Genomic DNA, 15006 nt, shown 5'->3' on the forward strand with positions numbered 1-15006 from the left:
ACGCCGCCACAATACGAAGCCATCGGTGCCCTATGGCACAATCGATGAGTCCCTAGGAGAAACCCGCATTCGGGGATCTATCTAAGGTTTTGTTCAAGCACTTACTGGGCACTCGCAGGGCAACTGCGGCATTCCTTGAGAGGAGAATCATGAAGAAATTGAATCGAGTGGCGTCGCTGATGTCCGTCGCTGTGGTCGCTGCCTTCGCATCGTCCGGCGCTTTCGCGCAGACGGTCGACAACTGGCGTGCAACTGATGGCACCGTTTGGAAGAACGGCACCAATGAATATTGCTGGCGCGATGCCAACTGGACCCCGGCAACTGCCGCGGCCGAATGCGATGGCGCACTGAAGCCGGCCCCCAAGGCTTCGGCTCCAGCTCCCGTTGCTCCTCCTGTGGTGGTGCCTCCTGCTCCTCCTGCTCCGAAGCCCGTCCCGGCTCCGGTCAGCGAGAAGGTCACCTTCGCTGCTGATGCCTTCTTTGACTTTGACAAGGCAACTCTGAAGCCTGAAGCCAAGGCCAAGTTGGATGACCTGCTGGCCAAGACCAAGGGTATCAACCTGGAAGTCATCATCGCCGTCGGTCACACCGACAGCGTTGGTACCGATGCTTACAACCAGAAGCTGTCGGTCAAGCGTGCTGAAGCCGTCAAGGCCTATTTGGTTGGCGCCGGTGCTGAGAAGAACCGCGTTTACACCGAAGGCAAGGGCGAGAAGGCTCCTGTTGCTGACAACAAGACTGCCGAAGGCCGCGCCAAGAACCGCCGCGTGGAAATCGAAGTCGTCGGTACCCGCGCTAAGTAATTGCCAAGCGCCCTCGGGCGCTTTGTGCGAGAAGGCCCCGCCTGTGCGGGGCTTTTTTTCGTCCCTGTTTTCGCCCCTGTTTGTCAGTAGCTATTACCATTCCAGCCATGATCAATGCAGACCCCCAAGAACTAGCCAAATTTGGCGACCTGGCCCATCGTTGGTGGGATGTTGAGAGCGAATTCAAGCCGCTGCACCAAATCAATCCGCTGCGGCTTGATTGGATCGCCAGCTATTGCCCCTTGGCAGGCAAGACTGTCCTTGATGTGGGCTGTGGTGGTGGCATCCTGACCGATTCTTTGGCCCGCCGCGGCGCCAACGCCCTGGGCATTGATTTGTCGACCAAACCTCTTCGCGTCGCTCAGTTGCATGCGATGGAGGCAGGTACCGAGAACGTGGAATACCGCGAGATTGCCGTCGAGGCCCTGGCCGCAGAGCGTCCCGCCAGCTTTGATGCCGTGACCTGCATGGAAATGCTCGAGCATGTGCCGGACCCAGGCTCTGTGGTGCAAGCCTGTGCCGATCTGGTGAAACCGGGTGGTTGGGTGTTCTTGTCCACGCTCAATCGCAATGCCAAATCATTTGCCTTGGCCATTGTTGGTGCGGAATACATCCTCAAGATGCTGCCGGCTGGCACGCATGAATATGCGCGCTTTCTGCGCCCGTCCGAATTGGCTCAGTTTTGCCGCAACGCCGGCTTGGAATTGCAGGCCAGCCGCGGCCTGACGTACAACCCTTTGACCCAGCGCTACAGCCTAGGTAGCGACACCGACGTCAACTATCTGCTGGCTTGCCGCAAGCCCGCATGAGCGCCGTACTGACTGAAAAGCTGCGTCTACCTAGCCCTAGCCGGGTGACCACGGTGCTGTTCGACTTGGACGGCACCTTGGTGGATAGCGCGCCCGATCTGGCGGGTGCGGCCAATGAGATGCGCCACGACCGGGGCCTGCCGCCTTTGGCTTTGGCCGTGTTGCGGCCCTTGGTTGGCGCGGGTGCCCGTGGCATGTTGGGTGCTGCCTTGGATATTGCCCCCCATCACCCCGACTACGAGGCCTTGAAGACCGAGTTCCTGGATCGCTACGAACTTAGGCTGGCACAAGAAACGACCCTCTTCGATCAGGTCCAGCAGCTATTGCTGGGCTTGGATGCTGCTGGCTTAGGCTGGGGTGTGGTGACCAACAAAGCCGAGCGTTTTGCCTTGCCCTTGACCGAAGCGTTGGGTCTGCGCGCCGCTGCCAAGGCGGTGGTGGGTGGTGACACCACGCCGCACGCCAAGCCGCACCCGGCCCCTTTGCTGGAGGCGGCTAGGCGTGCCGGCGTGCTGCCCGAGCATTGCATTTACGTCGGTGACGATGAGCGCGACATCGTCGCGGGGCGCGCCGCCGGCATGCAAACTGCCGCTGCGGCCTGGGGATATCTGGGAAATGGGCTGCCAGTGAGCGCTTGGGGGGCAGATATTGTGCTTTCTAGCCCTGCGGAGCTCTTGCAAGTGCTCGGACTGGCCTAAAATACAAAGTTCTGGGGCCGACCAGGTTTCGACGTGGATGCGGATCCGGAGTAGGGCATACCGAGCACCAGTTCGCTCGTAAAACCACTGGAAACAAAGTAACTGCAAACGACTCTACGTTCGCACTCGCCGCTTAATTGCGCGTGAGCTTCTCAACGGTTGGCCCATGGGCCGGGCCCAAGTCGCAAGACAACAGGCTGAGAAGTCATTCACATGGGCTGGTTTTGGATCGGGTTACTCGGTACAGAACGAGATTTAGTGACTGGCGGGAAAGAAAGCGTGCCCCTGCGCGTTCTGGCCCGTGAGATTCAAATCAGAAGGCTAAGTATGTAGAACTGCCCGGTGATGGTTTGCGGACGCGGGTTCAATTCCCGCCGGCTCCACCATTTTTATGAAGGCAAAAAGGCCTGAGTCATCAATGACTCAGGCCTTTTTTGTCATTTGATGGCGCCAAATGGCATTTTTGCGCGACGCCTTTTCGGGGGACAGCACTGGCACCCTTCAGGTTCTTATTTCGAGATGACATCGGACGGGGCAGAAAAGTGCGGGGACAATTCGATCCCTATGAAATCCATTCTCCCTTTGCAACTTTTGCTTGCCCCCTCGCTTGAGGATCCAAACCCACTGGTGCTATATCACGGCAAGGGCTGTCCTGACGGATTTGCTGCGGCGCTGGCGGCCTGGCTGTTTTATGGCGGCCAAGCCGAGTTCCTGGGGCTCGATCATGGGCAGGTGCAGAGCCTGGCCGATCTGCCGCCGGTCGACGGGCGTGCGGTCTACATCCTCGACTTCTCGTTTCCGGCGGAGATCCTCAGCGCCATCGATTCGGCAGCGGCCAAGTTGGTGATGTTGGATCATCACAAGAGCGCGGCTGAAAAGCTCGGCGGCTTCCAATGCCGCTGTGGTGTGGTGCATTTCGATATGAGCAAGTCCGGCGCGCGCTTGGCTTGGGAGTTCTTCCTGCCCGAGCAGCCTTTGCCCGATCTGGTGCGCTTCATCGAAGACCGCGACATCTGGGCCTGGCAATACCCCGAAAGCGGCGCCTACTTGTCGGCGCTGGACATGGAAGCCAAGGAGTTTGCTCGTTGGCAAGAAATCGCCGCCTTCAGCCCGGACGAAACGGCAGCTTTCATGGCGCGTGGCTCGGCGATGGACGAGAAGTATCGCAAGCTATGCGCCGACCTGGCAGAGGGCGCGCAGCCGCTGACCTTTAACGGCATCACCGGTTTGATGGTCAATGCACCGGGCATGTTCCATAGCCTTGTCGGCGATTTGTTGTCGGCCAAGTCCGGCACTTTTGCTTTGATGTGGAGTGCCGGCAGCGGTGGCGCGGTGAAATGCGGGCTGCGTTCGCAGCGCAATTTCGATTGCATCCCCTTGGCCGAGAGCCTGGGCGGCGGTGGCCATGCTCAAGCCTGTGGATTCAGGATGGACGTGGCCCGCTTGCCGGAGTTGCTGAGCGGCGAGTTCAATGCGCAAGGCAGCGGGGACGCCCAAGCCTGAGCGCTGAGGGCTTTTCAATGCGGCGGAAGTTGAGGCGCAATCGCCCAGGCCTTCCGCCCTTGCCAAATTCCGCTAAGCGTTAGACCCTGTTGGACCCCGTTAGACCTCGGTAGACCTCGCTAGACCCGTCTGCCCTCAGGACTTGCGCGCCTGTTCGAAGCGGTATTCGTGCTGCGCATCGCGCAGGATCAGCGTGGGCTTGCCGGCCTTGTCGTCGCGCACAAACTCGATGCCGCTGATGCCGGGCGAGATGGTGATGTAGCTCTGCGTGCCGTCTTCGTTCTTGCGAAGCGCAACTTCGCTGCGCCAGTGATCAAACTGGAACTCCACTTTGCCGGCTTTGCGGCTGACCTTGATGTGGCCCAGCTGCGGGCTGTGGTAGCGGGCGGCCAGCTTGTTGATCGCCTCGGCGGGCACCGGCAGGGTCAGCAATTCGCGGGTCTTGGCGGCTTCGGCTTTGCGGTTGGCGATGGCGACTTGCAGCCGTTCGTCGGCCTCGGGCCGACCGTCGAACACCAGTTCCAGCAGCTTGCGTTGCAGCGGCCCGCGAAGCAGCACGCCGGCATCGGAGTTGGTCAGAATCGTCACGCCCATGCCGGATTCGGGCAGCCAAATCATATTGGAGTGGTAGCCCAACATATCGCCGCCATGCGAGGCCACGGTGATGCCGTATTGCTTGTCGACGAAAAGGCCCAGCCCATAGCTGATGTCTTCGCCCACCATCACCTGCGGGGCATAACGGGCAGCCCAGTTGGCTTCTGAAATCAGCGGCTGGCCCTCAGGTGTTTTGCCTTTGCCCAGCTCCATCAACACCCAGCGGCTGAAGTCGCGTGGGCTGGTCCACACAGCACCTGCCGGGCGGCCGGGAATGATGGTGTAGTTCAGATCCATGGCGGCTTGGCGGGTGCTGCCGTCCAAGGCATCACCGTGCGGGCTGGCATGGTTGCCACTCTGTGCTTGTTTGTAGTCGAACGTGGTGCGCGTCATGCCCAGCGGGCGGAACAGCAGTTCTTGCATGGCGCTGTCGTAAGCGGCGCCCACTTCCTGATTGGGCTTGAGCGCATGGGCTGCGATATAGCCGCCGGCGCTGACCATCAAATTGCTGTACTGAAACACCTCACCGAACTGGCTGGTCGGCTTCATCACGCTGAGTTGATCAAAGGTGATTTTGGCGGGCGCTTTGCCGTCTGCAAACAGCCACTCCAAGTCCTGGCGCGGCATGCCGGTGCAGGCGCAGACGAGGTGCTTGACCCGCACGCTATTGCTGACCTCGGGCTCGGCTAGTCTGAAGCCTGGATAAGCTTGGTTGGCCGGCTGATCCCAACTCAGCTTGCCTGCGTCAACCGCGCGCGCCATCAAGGCGGTGGTCATGGCCTTGGTGTTGGAGGCGGCCATGAAGAGTGTGTCGGCGTCAACCGGGGCTGGCTTGCCCAACTGGCGCACGCCCAAGCCACCGGCCCAGACCAGTTTGCCTTCGCTGATGAAGCTCAGGCCCACGCCGGGCACATCGAGCTGCTTCATGCCATCGGCGACAAAGGCCTTGAGTTTCTCGACGACTTCGGGCGTCAGCGGCTTAGGGGTACGGCCTGCGAAGCTCTCGCGCTCATAGCCCTGGGGCCGCAGGCTGCTGAAGAATTTGCCGATCGGGCTGCTGCGCTTTTCCAGCGTGGCCTCGGAGGCTTGCAGCAGAAGCACCACCCAGCCGGCACCTGTGCTGGCGCGGCGGGCGATGGCTTGTAGCACCAGCTTTTCATTCGGCGAGGTTTCGTACTCGAACACCTGCTGGTCGACCCAGCCATTGCGTGCTGGCCGCGGGGTGGCAATGCGCAGGCTGCGCTTGAAATCGGGTTGCGCCTGGGCCCAGGCCTGCGCCACCGCGTCCTTGGCATCTTTGGCGGCAGCCAGTTCCACCATGACGATGCTGGCATCACCCTCGGGCGCGGTCAGGCGCAGCTGCGGCCCGGTCTGGCTCACCGTGAATGCATCCGGCGGCGTGTAAGTGTGGCCGGCCGGCGTGTTGTCGGCCTGAGCGTTCAAGGCGTGCAGGGCGGTGACGAGCGCAGTGACGAGTACAAGCTGACGGTGCATGGTGATGGCCCCAATCGGTTTGGAAGCCATGATGCTAATCGCTAGCCCAACACGGGCGGGAAGTCATGCAGACGCAAGGTACCCGAGTTGAATGCGAGCGGTTTTGGCCGCGCAAGGCTTGGTCTGGCGCGGCCTCCGGACTCTCAGTCGCCGTGCCCGCTGCGCGCCTGATCTACGGTGGCGCGGTCCAGTGGCGCGGCAAAGGTGGCGATGAAGGCGTAGATGTAGTCGCGCAGATAGGCGTCACGGCGCACGGCCAAGCGGGTCAAGTTGTCGGTAAACAGATGGCGTGCATCGATGGCGCTCAGATGCTGGTCGCGTTGCTCGTCGTAGGCAATGGCCGCGACGATGCCCACACCCAAGCCCAGATCCACATAGGTCTTGATCACATCGGCGTCCATGGCGGCGAGCACCACATTGAGCTCCAGCCCGGCCTTGCTGAAAGCATCGTCGATGTGGGCGCGGCCGGTGTAGCCGCTCTCATACGTGACGATGGGGAACTGCGCCAAGCGGGCCAGACTCAAGACCTGACCCTCGGCGGCCAGTGCCTCGGCCTCTGCCGCCAAGGGGTGGCCCAGCGGGACGATGATGTTGTGGGTCCAGCGGTAGCAGGGCAGGGCGACCAGTTCGGTGTACTGGGTCAATGCTTCGGTGGCAATGCCCACATCGGCCTCGCCGTCCAGCAGCAGGCGCGCCACTTGCTGCGGCGAGCCTTGTTGCAGGTGCAAGGTGACATCGGGATGGGCGGCGCGGAAGTCGCGCACCACCGGCGGCAAGGCGTAGCGAGCCTGGCTGTGCGTGGCGGCGATGCGCAGCGTGCCGCTGCCGGCCTGGGCGTAGTCATCACCGGCGCGTTTGAGGTTGTCGGCTTCGTGAAGCAAACGCTCGACGATGGGCAGCACATTGCGGCCCGGTTCGGTCAGGCCGGTCAGGCGCTTGCCGGCGCGGTGAAAAATCTCAATGCCCAGCTCGTCTTCCAGCTCCCTGATTTGGCGGCTGACGCCCGGCTGCGAGGTGTGCAGCGCCAGGGCCACTTCGGTGAGGTTGAAGCCGCGGCGCTGCGCTTCTCGGACGGATCTCAATTGTTGGAAATTCACGCTCAGCCTCAGTCGCTATTTGATTTCCATTGTTAGAGAAAGAGGCTGCGCTTGTCCTCCAAGCATTTCTGCTAACGATATGAGCAATTGCGGCAATGCCGCCCTCACAAGGATCAAGCGGCTCGTTTGGGCAGGGTGGTGTAGCGCAGATAAGGGCGCACGGCTTCAAATCCCTGCGGGAACTTCTGTTTGAGCAGTTCCGGGTCTTGCAGCGAAGGCACGATCACGACGTCGTCGCCGTCCTGCCAATCGGCCGGCGTGGCCACGCTTTGGTACTCGGTCAACTGCAGCGAGTCGATGACGCGCAGGATCTCGTTGAAGTTGCGGCCGGTGGATGCCGGGTAGGTGATGATCAGCCGCACCTTTTTGGCCGGGTCAATGATGAAGAGTGAGCGCACGGTCAGCGTGGCCGAGGCATTCGGGTGAATCAGGTCGTAAAGCTCGCTGACGCGGCGGTCGGCATCGGCCAGGATGGGGAAGTTCACCTCGGTGCCCTGGGTGTCGTTGATGTCGGTGATCCAGGCCAGATGCTTGTCCAGCGGGTCCACCGACAGGGCGATGGCCTTCACATTGCGGCGCGAGAACTCGTCCTTGAGCTTGGCTGTGCGGCCCAACTCTGTCGTGCAGACCGGCGTGAAATCGGCCGGGTGCGAGAACAACACGCCCCAGCTATCGCCCAGCCATTGGTGGAAGCTGATCGGGCCTTCGGTGGAAGCTTGTTCAAAGTCAGGGGCGAGGTCGCCCAGGCGCAGGCTTGGCATGCTTGTATTTCCTTTTTTGGGTGCAGGTGAAATGAGGGTTAGGTTTCTTGGTGCCTGCAGCATGGAGACCGCGAGGCCTCAAACCGCGAACGACCATTCGCTGAAGTTCGCATGGCTGGGTCGATGCTCCCGCGCCGAGCGGGCCTTGGCGGCCTCCACCCAGCGCTTGGCCAAAGGGAAGGGGCCAAAGCCGGATTCGGTGTTGATATGCCCGACCGCGCCAAGGTTGCTGAAGCTCGATCCCCAACGCGAGGCCCAGCGCAGGGCCGAGGCGGCACTCATCCAGGGGTCGTTCTGGCTGGCAATCAAGCTGCTGGGCACCGGCAGGCGGTGATGCGGCAAAGACTCGGCCAGGCCGAACTTGTCGGGCTCGGCCGGGGCCACCAGCAGCACTTGGCGGATGGGGCTGTCGGCATGGTCCGCTAAATGGCGCACCAAGGCCAAGGCGCCAAAGCTATGGGCCACCGCAATCCATTCGCCGGGGCCGGCGGCGTCCAGCGTGGTCTTGATGCGGTCGGCCCAGCGTTGCAGATCGGGCTGGCTGAAATCGCGCTGCTGCACCCGGCGTGAGTCGCGGAACTGCTGTTGCAGCCAGGTTTGCCAGTGGCCGTGGCCGCTGTCGTGCAAGCCAGGGACGATCAATAAGCGTGGGCTGCGGTAGGGATTGCTCAGCATGGCGGGCGCTCCTTCTTGGACTTCAGAGTGTGGCGATCGACACTTCGGTGGACTTCACCAGCGCCACCACCTCGCGGCCCACCACCAGGCCTAACTCCTTCACCGAGCGGGTGGTGATGACCGAGGTGACGATCTGCCCGCTGGACGTCTGCACATCGACCTCGGACACGACTGGGCCTTCGATGACTTCCTTAATGACGCCGCGAAACTGGTTGCGGACATTGATGGCGGTGATGCTCATGGAGCCTCCTCTGATTGCGTGCCGCCAGCTTAAGGAGGGCCTGCGCGCGGGCCAAGGAATGCGTTCGCACATGCTCATGCCCTGGCCGCATATGGGCTGCCGCCGGTTCGGGCGTGCGCCTTGAGCGAATCTGCGCGATGCGCTTTTGTGCGCTGAGCGCGCCAATCAATGCAAATGCTATGGGCTTGCTTGCGGACTGTTCGAAAAAAGCGCAGCGTCATTCAGCCTCGGCATGGTTTGCAAGAGCCCGGCCGAAACCTATCCTGCAAGCCTGTTCGAAGCGGCCCTGCTCGACTTTGCTTCGCCACCCTTGACGCTTGCCAACGCTGCAGACGCAGCACAAAGTTACCCGATGAAGATTGCCGTTTGGATTGTTTTCGCCCTGCTGGCCGCGCTGTGGACCGGTGCTGCCCTGTTGTTTGTGACGGTCAGCGAATGGGCAGCCGGCCTGCTGGCCTCGGGTCAAGCGGAGCAACTGGGTACGGCCGCAGCCACCATGCCTTTGCCACCGGCCCTGGCGCTGTGGATTGATCCGGCCACTGTCAAATTGGCGCAGGACGGTGTGCTGTGGTTGCTCAACAGCGCGCGCGATGTGCTGCCGCTGCTGGGCTCGGCCATGGGTTGGTTGGAGCCTGTGATTTGGCTGCTGTGGCTCTTCGGCCTGGTGGTGATGTTGGTCTTGGCGGGCGCTGCCCATTTGCTGCTGGGTCGTGTGCCCAGCGTGCAGCAGCTGCGCCAGCAGGCCGGCATCTGATCCACGCGAAGAATTAGTTAGCCCATGTCCAAGCAACTGGCCGAGTCCTTTCGCCGCGCCGCGCAGGAGCATCTTCACGATCACGCGGCGGCAGCGCCTGCCGAGGCCAAGGTCTTGGGCGGCGTGCGCGATCTGTCCTTGCCCGATCTGCTGCGCTTGCACGGTGAGGCCTCGGCCGCCGTGCTCTTGCTGCTGATGGCGGTGCTGAGTGTGATGCCCCTGGCCGGGGTGGGCACGCTGCTGAGTTTTGTGATCTTCGCCCTGGCGTGGCGCTGGAGCACGGCGCTGGATGAGCGCATCGTGCCCGAGCGGCTCAGCCGGGTGCGCTTGAATGCCCAGTGGTCACGCCGCTGCCTGAAATTCCTGGCCTGGATGTATGGCTTGTCGGATCGCTTGATGAAGGCGCGCTGGCACTGGGCCAGCCATCGCCGCACCCACAAGGGTTGGCGCCTGTGGATCGCCCTGATGGGCTTGCTGATCTTGCTGCCGGTGCCTTTTGGCAATGTGCTGCCCAGCATCAGCCTGGTGCTGTTGAGCCTGGGTTGGATGTTCCGCGATGGTCTGGCCTTGCTGGCAGCGGCGGTGGTGGGCTCGGGCGCGTTTGCCTTTGCGCTGATGATGGGCCATGTGCTGGTGGATGTGGCGCAGCGCGGACTGGCGTTCCTGACCCGCTGGACCGGGCTGGAGCTCGGCGCCTTGTTTTGACCTTGCCTTGATACCCGGCAGGTAAAATGCCTCTGGGTGCTTGGGCCGCAATGGGCGGCTCGGCAGGTGAACAGCGAAGGTCGGGCCGCCTCGCCAATTTTGTGCGAGCATGTTCCAGATCCCTCCCGCTATTGCCAGCCACGCCACCGAGGTGTTTGCTGCCCTCGTGTTCGGCGTCGCGCTGATTCACACTTTTTCCACCAAGTTTTTCGAGAACCTCGCGCACAGCCGCCCCCGCCATGCGGGGCTGTGGCATTTGCTGGGCGAGGTCGAGGTGGTGTTTGGCTTCTGGGCCATGGTGCTGATGCTGTTCATGTTTGCCGTGCAGGGCGAGCATCAGGCCATCACCTACCTCGAAAGCCGCAATTTCACCGAGCCGATGTTTGTGTTCGCCATCATGGTGATCGCAGGCACGCGGCCGATTCTTCAATCCGCCATGGCGGCCGTGCGCATGATTGCGCGCTTCCTGCCCCTGCCGGGCAGTGTGGGCATGTATGTGCTGGTTTTGGTGCTGGTGCCCTTGCTGGGCTCCTTCATTACCGAGCCGGCGGCCATGACGCTGGCCGCCTTGATGCTGGCGGAGAACTTCTTCGCCCGGCCAATCTCAACACGCTTGAAATACGCCACGCTGGGCGTGCTGTTCGTGAACATCTCCATCGGCGGCACGCTGACCTCATTTGCCGCGCCGCCGGTCTTGATGGTGGCCGCGAAATGGGGCTGGGACAGCAGCTTCATGCTGGCCACCTTCGGTTGGAAGGCGGCGGTGGCAATTGCGGTGAACACCGCCGGTGTGGCCCTGATATTCGGCAAGGAGTTGGCGCGCTTGCCCTTGCAAGAGGCGGCGGCCACCGATGCGCCGCCGGTGCCCAAGGCCCTGGTGCTGGTGCACCTGATGTTCTTGGCCGGCGTGGTGCTGTTTGCCCACCATCCGGCGGTGTTCATGGGCTTGTTCTTGTTCTTCCTCGGCGTGGCCACGGCCTATCAGCGGCATCAGGATCGGCTGATCCTGCGTGAGGGTTTGTTGGTGGCCTTCTTCCTGGCTGGCTTGGTGGTGCTGGGCGGGCAGCAGCAATGGTGGTTGCAGCCGGTTTTGATGAGCATGAGCAGCGAGGCCGTGTTTTTTGGCGCCACGCTCTTGACCGCGTTGACCGATAACGCGGCGCTGACCTATCTGGGTTCTCTGGTTGAGGGGCTTTCAGAAGGCTTTAAGTACGCGTTGGTGGCGGGTGCCGTGACGGGTGGTGGCTTGACCATCATTGCCAACGCACCCAACCCGGCGGGCATTGCGATTCTGCGGCCGCATTTCGACCACCAGGCCGTCAATCCCCTGGGCTTGTTGATGGCGGCCTTGCTGCCGACCTTGGTGGCGGCTGCCGCTTTCAAATACCTTTGATCGACGGCGGGACTGAGCGAGGCGCCCATCGGCGCCGCTAGATTCAGTCCTGCTGTACCCACTGCCCATCCAGGCGCAGCTGGTGCGGGCGGTACTTGGCCTTGTAAGCCATCTTGGGGCTTTCGGCGATCCAATAGCCCAGGTAGAGGTGGGAGAGCTGCAAGTCCTTGGCCTGGCGGATCTGCCACATCACGTTGTAAGTGCCGTAACTGGCATTTTCATCGGGCTCGTAGAAGGTGTAGACGGCCGACAAGCCGTCGCTCAGGATGTCCAGAATCGACACCATCTTGAGCGTGCTGCTGCCGTCTGCCTGCTGCTCGCGGAATTCCACCAGGCGCGAATTGATGCGGCTTTGCAGCAGGAACTGGGTGTATTGGTCAACGCTGTCGTTGTCCATGCCGCCGCCTGAATGGCGGCCGGTCTGGTAGCGCAGATAGAGCTCGTAATGCTCCTGGCTATAGCCCAAGCGCAGCACCCGGGCTTGCAGGTTTTGATGCTGGGTCCAGGCGCGCCGCTGGCTGCGCGTGGCGCGGAACTCTTGCACCGGGATGCGCATCGGCACGCAGGCCTTGCAACCATCGCAATGCGGCCGGTAGGTGAACAGGCCGCTGCGCCGAAAGCCGGCAGAAACCAGGCCCGAGTAGGCATCGGCGTGGATCAGATGGCTGGGTGTTGCCACTTGCGAGCGCGCTTGCCTCCCCGGCAGATAGCTGCAGGGATAGGTTGCAGTCGCATAAAACTGCAGCTTGGCGAGCGGGAGATCCTTGGGGTAGGTCACGGCGTGGCGGGTCAGTGGGGTTTGGGCCTTAGCACTCGTCGGCAAAGCTGCCGCCGAGCTGGGTCCACAGGGCCGGATGATAGTGCCATGCCGCCGGCGCAGCTTGTGGGCAGGCCTGTGCCAGATGGGCTTCGAAGGCCGTGCGCGGCACCTCGGCCGCGCCCATGGAGGCGAGGTGGCGGGTGTTTTGCTGGCAGTCAATCCATGTAATGCCATGCGAGCGGCACAGGCAGATCAGCGCGGCCAGAGCGATTTTTGAGGCATCGCTGCGCCGCATGAACATCGATTCGCCGAAGAACATGCGGCCCAGGTTGACGCCGTACAGCCCACCCGCCAATTCGCCGTTCATCCAGGTTTCAATGCTGTGCACACAGCCGTCTTGCTGGGCCCAGGCCAGGTAGGCGGCCTGCATTTCGGGCAGGATCCAGGTGCCAGACTGGCCCTCGCGCGGCGCCTCGGCGCAGGCGGCCAGCACCTCGGGCAGGGCGCTGTCGACGCGAATCTCACAATCGGCCGAGCGCACGAAGTGGCTCAGCGTCTTGCGCAGCGAGCGTGAGAGTTTGAAGTTGGCCGTCTGCAAAACCATGCGCGGATCTGGCGCCCACCACAGCGGCGGCTGGCCCGGCCCATACCAGGGGAAGATGCCTTGTGAGTAGGCCGCACGCAGGCGCGCGGGGCGGAGGTCGCCGCCAGCGGCCAGCAGGCCCGGCGCGTCGGAATCCGGCCCCAGCGCGCGGCTGCTGGGCGGGAAGGTTAGGGTGGAGTCGTCAAGCCAGTCAATCATCTTGCCTGCATGGTAGCGGTTGGCGGTGGGCTGGCGGCCGGCCGTGGCAAGGGCCTGCCCTAAACTGGCAGCATGAAGACAATTATTGTTTACGGCATTCCGAACTGCGACACCGTCAAGCGGGCGCGTACTTGGCTGACCGAGCATGGTCAGGCCTATGAATTCCACGATTTCAAGAAAGCCGGCGTGCCGGCCGAGCAGGCGCAGCGCTGGCTGGCCGAGCTGGGTTGGGAGTCGGTCATCAACCGCGCCGGCACCACCTGGCGCAAGCTGGATGAGGCTGACAAGGCCGGTGTGGTGGACGCCGCCAGCGCCCTGGCCTTGATGCTGGCCCAGCCCAGTGTGATCAAACGCCCCATCGTGGAATGGGCCGACGGGCACCTCAGCCTGAGCTTCAAGCCGGAGTTGTTCGCGCAGTATCTCTGAGCCTCTGAGCGGGCCGCCTCAGACTGAGCGTCGCATTGCGCCACTCTGAGGCGTAGCGGCACTGTTTTTGTGCGTTGTGCTGTGTATTGGTGCGAATAGCGCCCTGGCTTGCGGTCCTTCGCTGCGCCAATGTGGGCATCGTTCTTGCTGTTTCGGTGCGGTGGATCCCGTCCTTGGTGCGTGGTTGCGGCAGTTCTTGTCCAGCTTGCCGCGCCGGCTCGGGGTCTTTCCCCTTCAGCCAGACGAGAGAAAAGGCCACGCAGCTTCATGGAGACCCTCAGTCAAGGCGCGAATGCGCTATTTATTTTGCTCGGCGCCATCATGGTGCTGGCCATGCACGCAGGCTTCGCCTTTTTGGAGCTGGGCACCGTGCGCAAGAAGAACCAGGTCAATGCCCTGGTGAAAATCTTGGTGGACTTTTCGGTCTCAACCGTGGCGTATTTCCTGGTTGGCTACGGGGTGGCTTACGGCACGCATTTCTTCACCGGCGCCGAGAGCCTGGCGGCCAAGAACGGCTATGAGCTGGTGAAGTTCTTCTTCCTGCTGACCTTTGCGGCGGCCATCCCGGCCATCGTGTCCGGTGGCATTGCGGAGCGCGCCCGTTTCGGCCCGCAGCTGGTCGCCACGGCGGTCATCGTCGGCCTGATCTACCCCTTGTTCGAGAGCGTGGCCTGGAACCAGGCGTTTGGCGTGCAAGCCTGGCTCAAAGCCAGCTTTGGCGCAGAGTTCCACGATTTCGCCGGCAGCGTGGTGGTGCACGCCGTGGGCGGCTGGATCGGCCTGGCGGCCGTGATGCTGCTGGGCCCGCGCATGAATCGCTACAAAAAAGATGGTGCCATCAGTGCGCATCCGCCCAGCAGCATTCCCTTCCTGGCCCTGGGCGCCTGGGTGCTGGCGGTGGGCTGGTTCGGCTTCAATGTGATGAGCGCCCAGACCCTGGACAAGATCTCCGGCCTGGTGGCGGTGAACAGCTTGATGGCCATGGTGGGCGGCACGTTGGCGGCCACCTGGGCCGGCCGTAACGATCCCGGATTCGCCTACAACGGCCCCTTGGCCGGCCTAGTGGCGGTGTGCGCGGGTTCCGACCTGATGCATCCGGTGGGCGCCCTGGTGGTGGGCGCGGTGGCGGGCATCATCTTTGTGCAGATGTTCACCCTGACCCAGAACCGTTGGAAGATCGATGATGTGCTGGGCGTGTGGCCGCTGCATGGCTTGTGCGGCGCCTGGGGCGGCATTGCCTGCGGCATCTTCGGCAGCAGCTGGGCGGGCGGCATCGGTGGCGTCAGCCTGATGGCGCAGTTGATCGGCACCTTGATGGGCGTGGTGTGGGCCGCGCTCGGCGGCTTGCTGGTTTACGGGGCTTTGAAGCACTTTGTCGGTATCCGCCTGAGCCAGGAAGAAGAGTTCGACGGTGCCGACCTGTCCATCCACAAGATCGGCGCCACGCCCGAGCGTGAGGTCAGCTGGTAAGCTCAGCGCCTTGTTTTCGTT

General features: G+C 62.6%; 16 protein-coding genes and 1 other RNA gene. 10 read left to right on the forward strand and 7 right to left on the reverse strand.

The annotated features are described in order from the left end of the window. The first annotated feature begins 149 nt into the window (after window positions 1-149). From ompA to AABB87_RS08245, 5 genes are all read left to right on the forward strand, one after another. A complete protein-coding gene (gene ompA / locus AABB87_RS08225) occupies window positions 150-803 on the forward strand; it encodes an outer membrane protein OmpA (protein WP_341970962.1) in 654 nt (217 codons plus the stop codon). A gap of 107 nt (window positions 804-910) precedes the next feature. Beyond that, window positions 911-1612, forward strand: a complete 702-nt coding sequence (gene ubiG, locus AABB87_RS08230; RefSeq protein ID WP_445944848.1) for a bifunctional 2-polyprenyl-6-hydroxyphenol methylase/3-demethylubiquinol 3-O-methyltransferase UbiG — start codon at window positions 911-913, stop codon at window positions 1610-1612. Then, the gene (gene gph, locus AABB87_RS08235; protein WP_341970785.1) at window positions 1609-2310 is read left to right on the forward strand and encodes a phosphoglycolate phosphatase; all 702 of its coding nucleotides are present in this window, start codon (window positions 1609-1611) and stop codon (window positions 2308-2310) included. Before ubiG ends, gph begins: the two co-directional genes overlap by 4 nt. A 13-nt stretch (window positions 2311-2323) precedes the next feature. Next, window positions 2324-2696: a transfer-messenger RNA gene (ssrA, locus tag AABB87_RS08240) on the forward strand. A 178-nt stretch (window positions 2697-2874) separates the two neighbouring features. Continuing rightward, the gene (locus tag AABB87_RS08245) at window positions 2875-3813 is read left to right on the forward strand and encodes a DHH family phosphoesterase (protein ID WP_341970786.1); all 939 of its coding nucleotides are present in this window, start codon (window positions 2875-2877) and stop codon (window positions 3811-3813) included. Between the two features lie 135 nt (window positions 3814-3948). Here the strand turns inward: AABB87_RS08245 and AABB87_RS08250 are convergent, their stop codons facing one another. The 5 genes from AABB87_RS08250 to AABB87_RS08270 all read right to left on the reverse strand — a co-directional run bounded on the left by AABB87_RS08250 (window position 3949) and on the right by AABB87_RS08270 (window position 8675). After that, window positions 3949-5931 (reverse strand): serine hydrolase domain-containing protein, encoded by a 1983-nt coding sequence (locus AABB87_RS08250; protein WP_341970787.1) that lies wholly within the window; start codon window positions 5929-5931, stop codon window positions 3949-3951. A 113-nt stretch (window positions 5932-6044) separates the two neighbouring features. After that, window positions 6045-6998 (reverse strand): CysB family HTH-type transcriptional regulator, encoded by a 954-nt coding sequence (locus AABB87_RS08255; RefSeq protein WP_341970788.1) that lies wholly within the window; start codon window positions 6996-6998, stop codon window positions 6045-6047. 113 nt (window positions 6999-7111) lie between these two features. Continuing rightward, window positions 7112-7759: a peroxiredoxin gene (locus tag AABB87_RS08260; protein ID WP_058719342.1), complete on the reverse strand. Its 648-nt coding sequence runs from the start codon at window positions 7757-7759 to the stop codon at window positions 7112-7114. Window positions 7760-7837: 78 nt separating this feature from the next. After that, the gene (locus AABB87_RS08265) at window positions 7838-8434 is read right to left on the reverse strand and encodes an RBBP9/YdeN family alpha/beta hydrolase (RefSeq protein WP_341970789.1); all 597 of its coding nucleotides are present in this window, start codon (window positions 8432-8434) and stop codon (window positions 7838-7840) included. A gap of 22 nt (window positions 8435-8456) precedes the next feature. Beyond that, the gene (locus AABB87_RS08270) at window positions 8457-8675 is read right to left on the reverse strand and encodes a TOBE domain-containing protein (RefSeq protein ID WP_341970790.1); all 219 of its coding nucleotides are present in this window, start codon (window positions 8673-8675) and stop codon (window positions 8457-8459) included. A 352-nt stretch (window positions 8676-9027) separates the two neighbouring features. On the opposite strand from AABB87_RS08270, the gene AABB87_RS08275 reads away from it, so the two are divergent. The 3 genes from AABB87_RS08275 to AABB87_RS08285 all read left to right on the forward strand — a co-directional run bounded on the left by AABB87_RS08275 (window position 9028) and on the right by AABB87_RS08285 (window position 11527). Further along, on the forward strand, window positions 9028-9429 hold the full coding sequence (locus AABB87_RS08275; protein ID WP_341970791.1) for a hypothetical protein: 402 nt from the start codon (window positions 9028-9030) through the stop codon (window positions 9427-9429). Window positions 9430-9453: 24 nt separating this feature from the next. Beyond that, window positions 9454-10134 (forward strand): exopolysaccharide biosynthesis protein, encoded by a 681-nt coding sequence (locus tag AABB87_RS08280; RefSeq protein ID WP_341970792.1) that lies wholly within the window; start codon window positions 9454-9456, stop codon window positions 10132-10134. Between the two features lie 109 nt (window positions 10135-10243). Next, window positions 10244-11527: a putative Na+/H+ antiporter gene (locus tag AABB87_RS08285; protein WP_341970793.1), complete on the forward strand. Its 1284-nt coding sequence runs from the start codon at window positions 10244-10246 to the stop codon at window positions 11525-11527. Between the two features lie 43 nt (window positions 11528-11570). Here AABB87_RS08285 and AABB87_RS08290 read toward each other — a convergent pair whose 3' ends face one another. Both AABB87_RS08290 and aat read right to left on the reverse strand, forming a co-directional pair. After that, window positions 11571-12305 (reverse strand): arginyltransferase, encoded by a 735-nt coding sequence (locus AABB87_RS08290; protein WP_341970794.1) that lies wholly within the window; start codon window positions 12303-12305, stop codon window positions 11571-11573. Window positions 12306-12333: 28 nt separating this feature from the next. Further along, a complete protein-coding gene (aat, locus tag AABB87_RS08295) occupies window positions 12334-13089 on the reverse strand; it encodes a leucyl/phenylalanyl-tRNA--protein transferase (protein ID WP_341970795.1) in 756 nt (251 codons plus the stop codon). A gap of 72 nt (window positions 13090-13161) precedes the next feature. Here aat and AABB87_RS08300 point away from each other — a divergent pair, with 72 nt between their 5' ends. Together AABB87_RS08300 and AABB87_RS08305 are read left to right on the forward strand one after the other, a co-directional pair. Then, the gene (locus AABB87_RS08300; protein WP_341970796.1) at window positions 13162-13515 is read left to right on the forward strand and encodes an ArsC family reductase; all 354 of its coding nucleotides are present in this window, start codon (window positions 13162-13164) and stop codon (window positions 13513-13515) included. Window positions 13516-13782: 267 nt separating this feature from the next. Then, on the forward strand, window positions 13783-14985 hold the full coding sequence (locus AABB87_RS08305; protein ID WP_341970797.1) for an ammonium transporter: 1203 nt from the start codon (window positions 13783-13785) through the stop codon (window positions 14983-14985). Window positions 14986-15006 lie beyond the last annotated feature (21 nt).

This window comes from Roseateles sp. PN1, from assembly GCF_038419725.1.
Classification (GTDB): Bacteria; Pseudomonadota; Gammaproteobacteria; order Burkholderiales; family Burkholderiaceae_C; genus Paucibacter_A.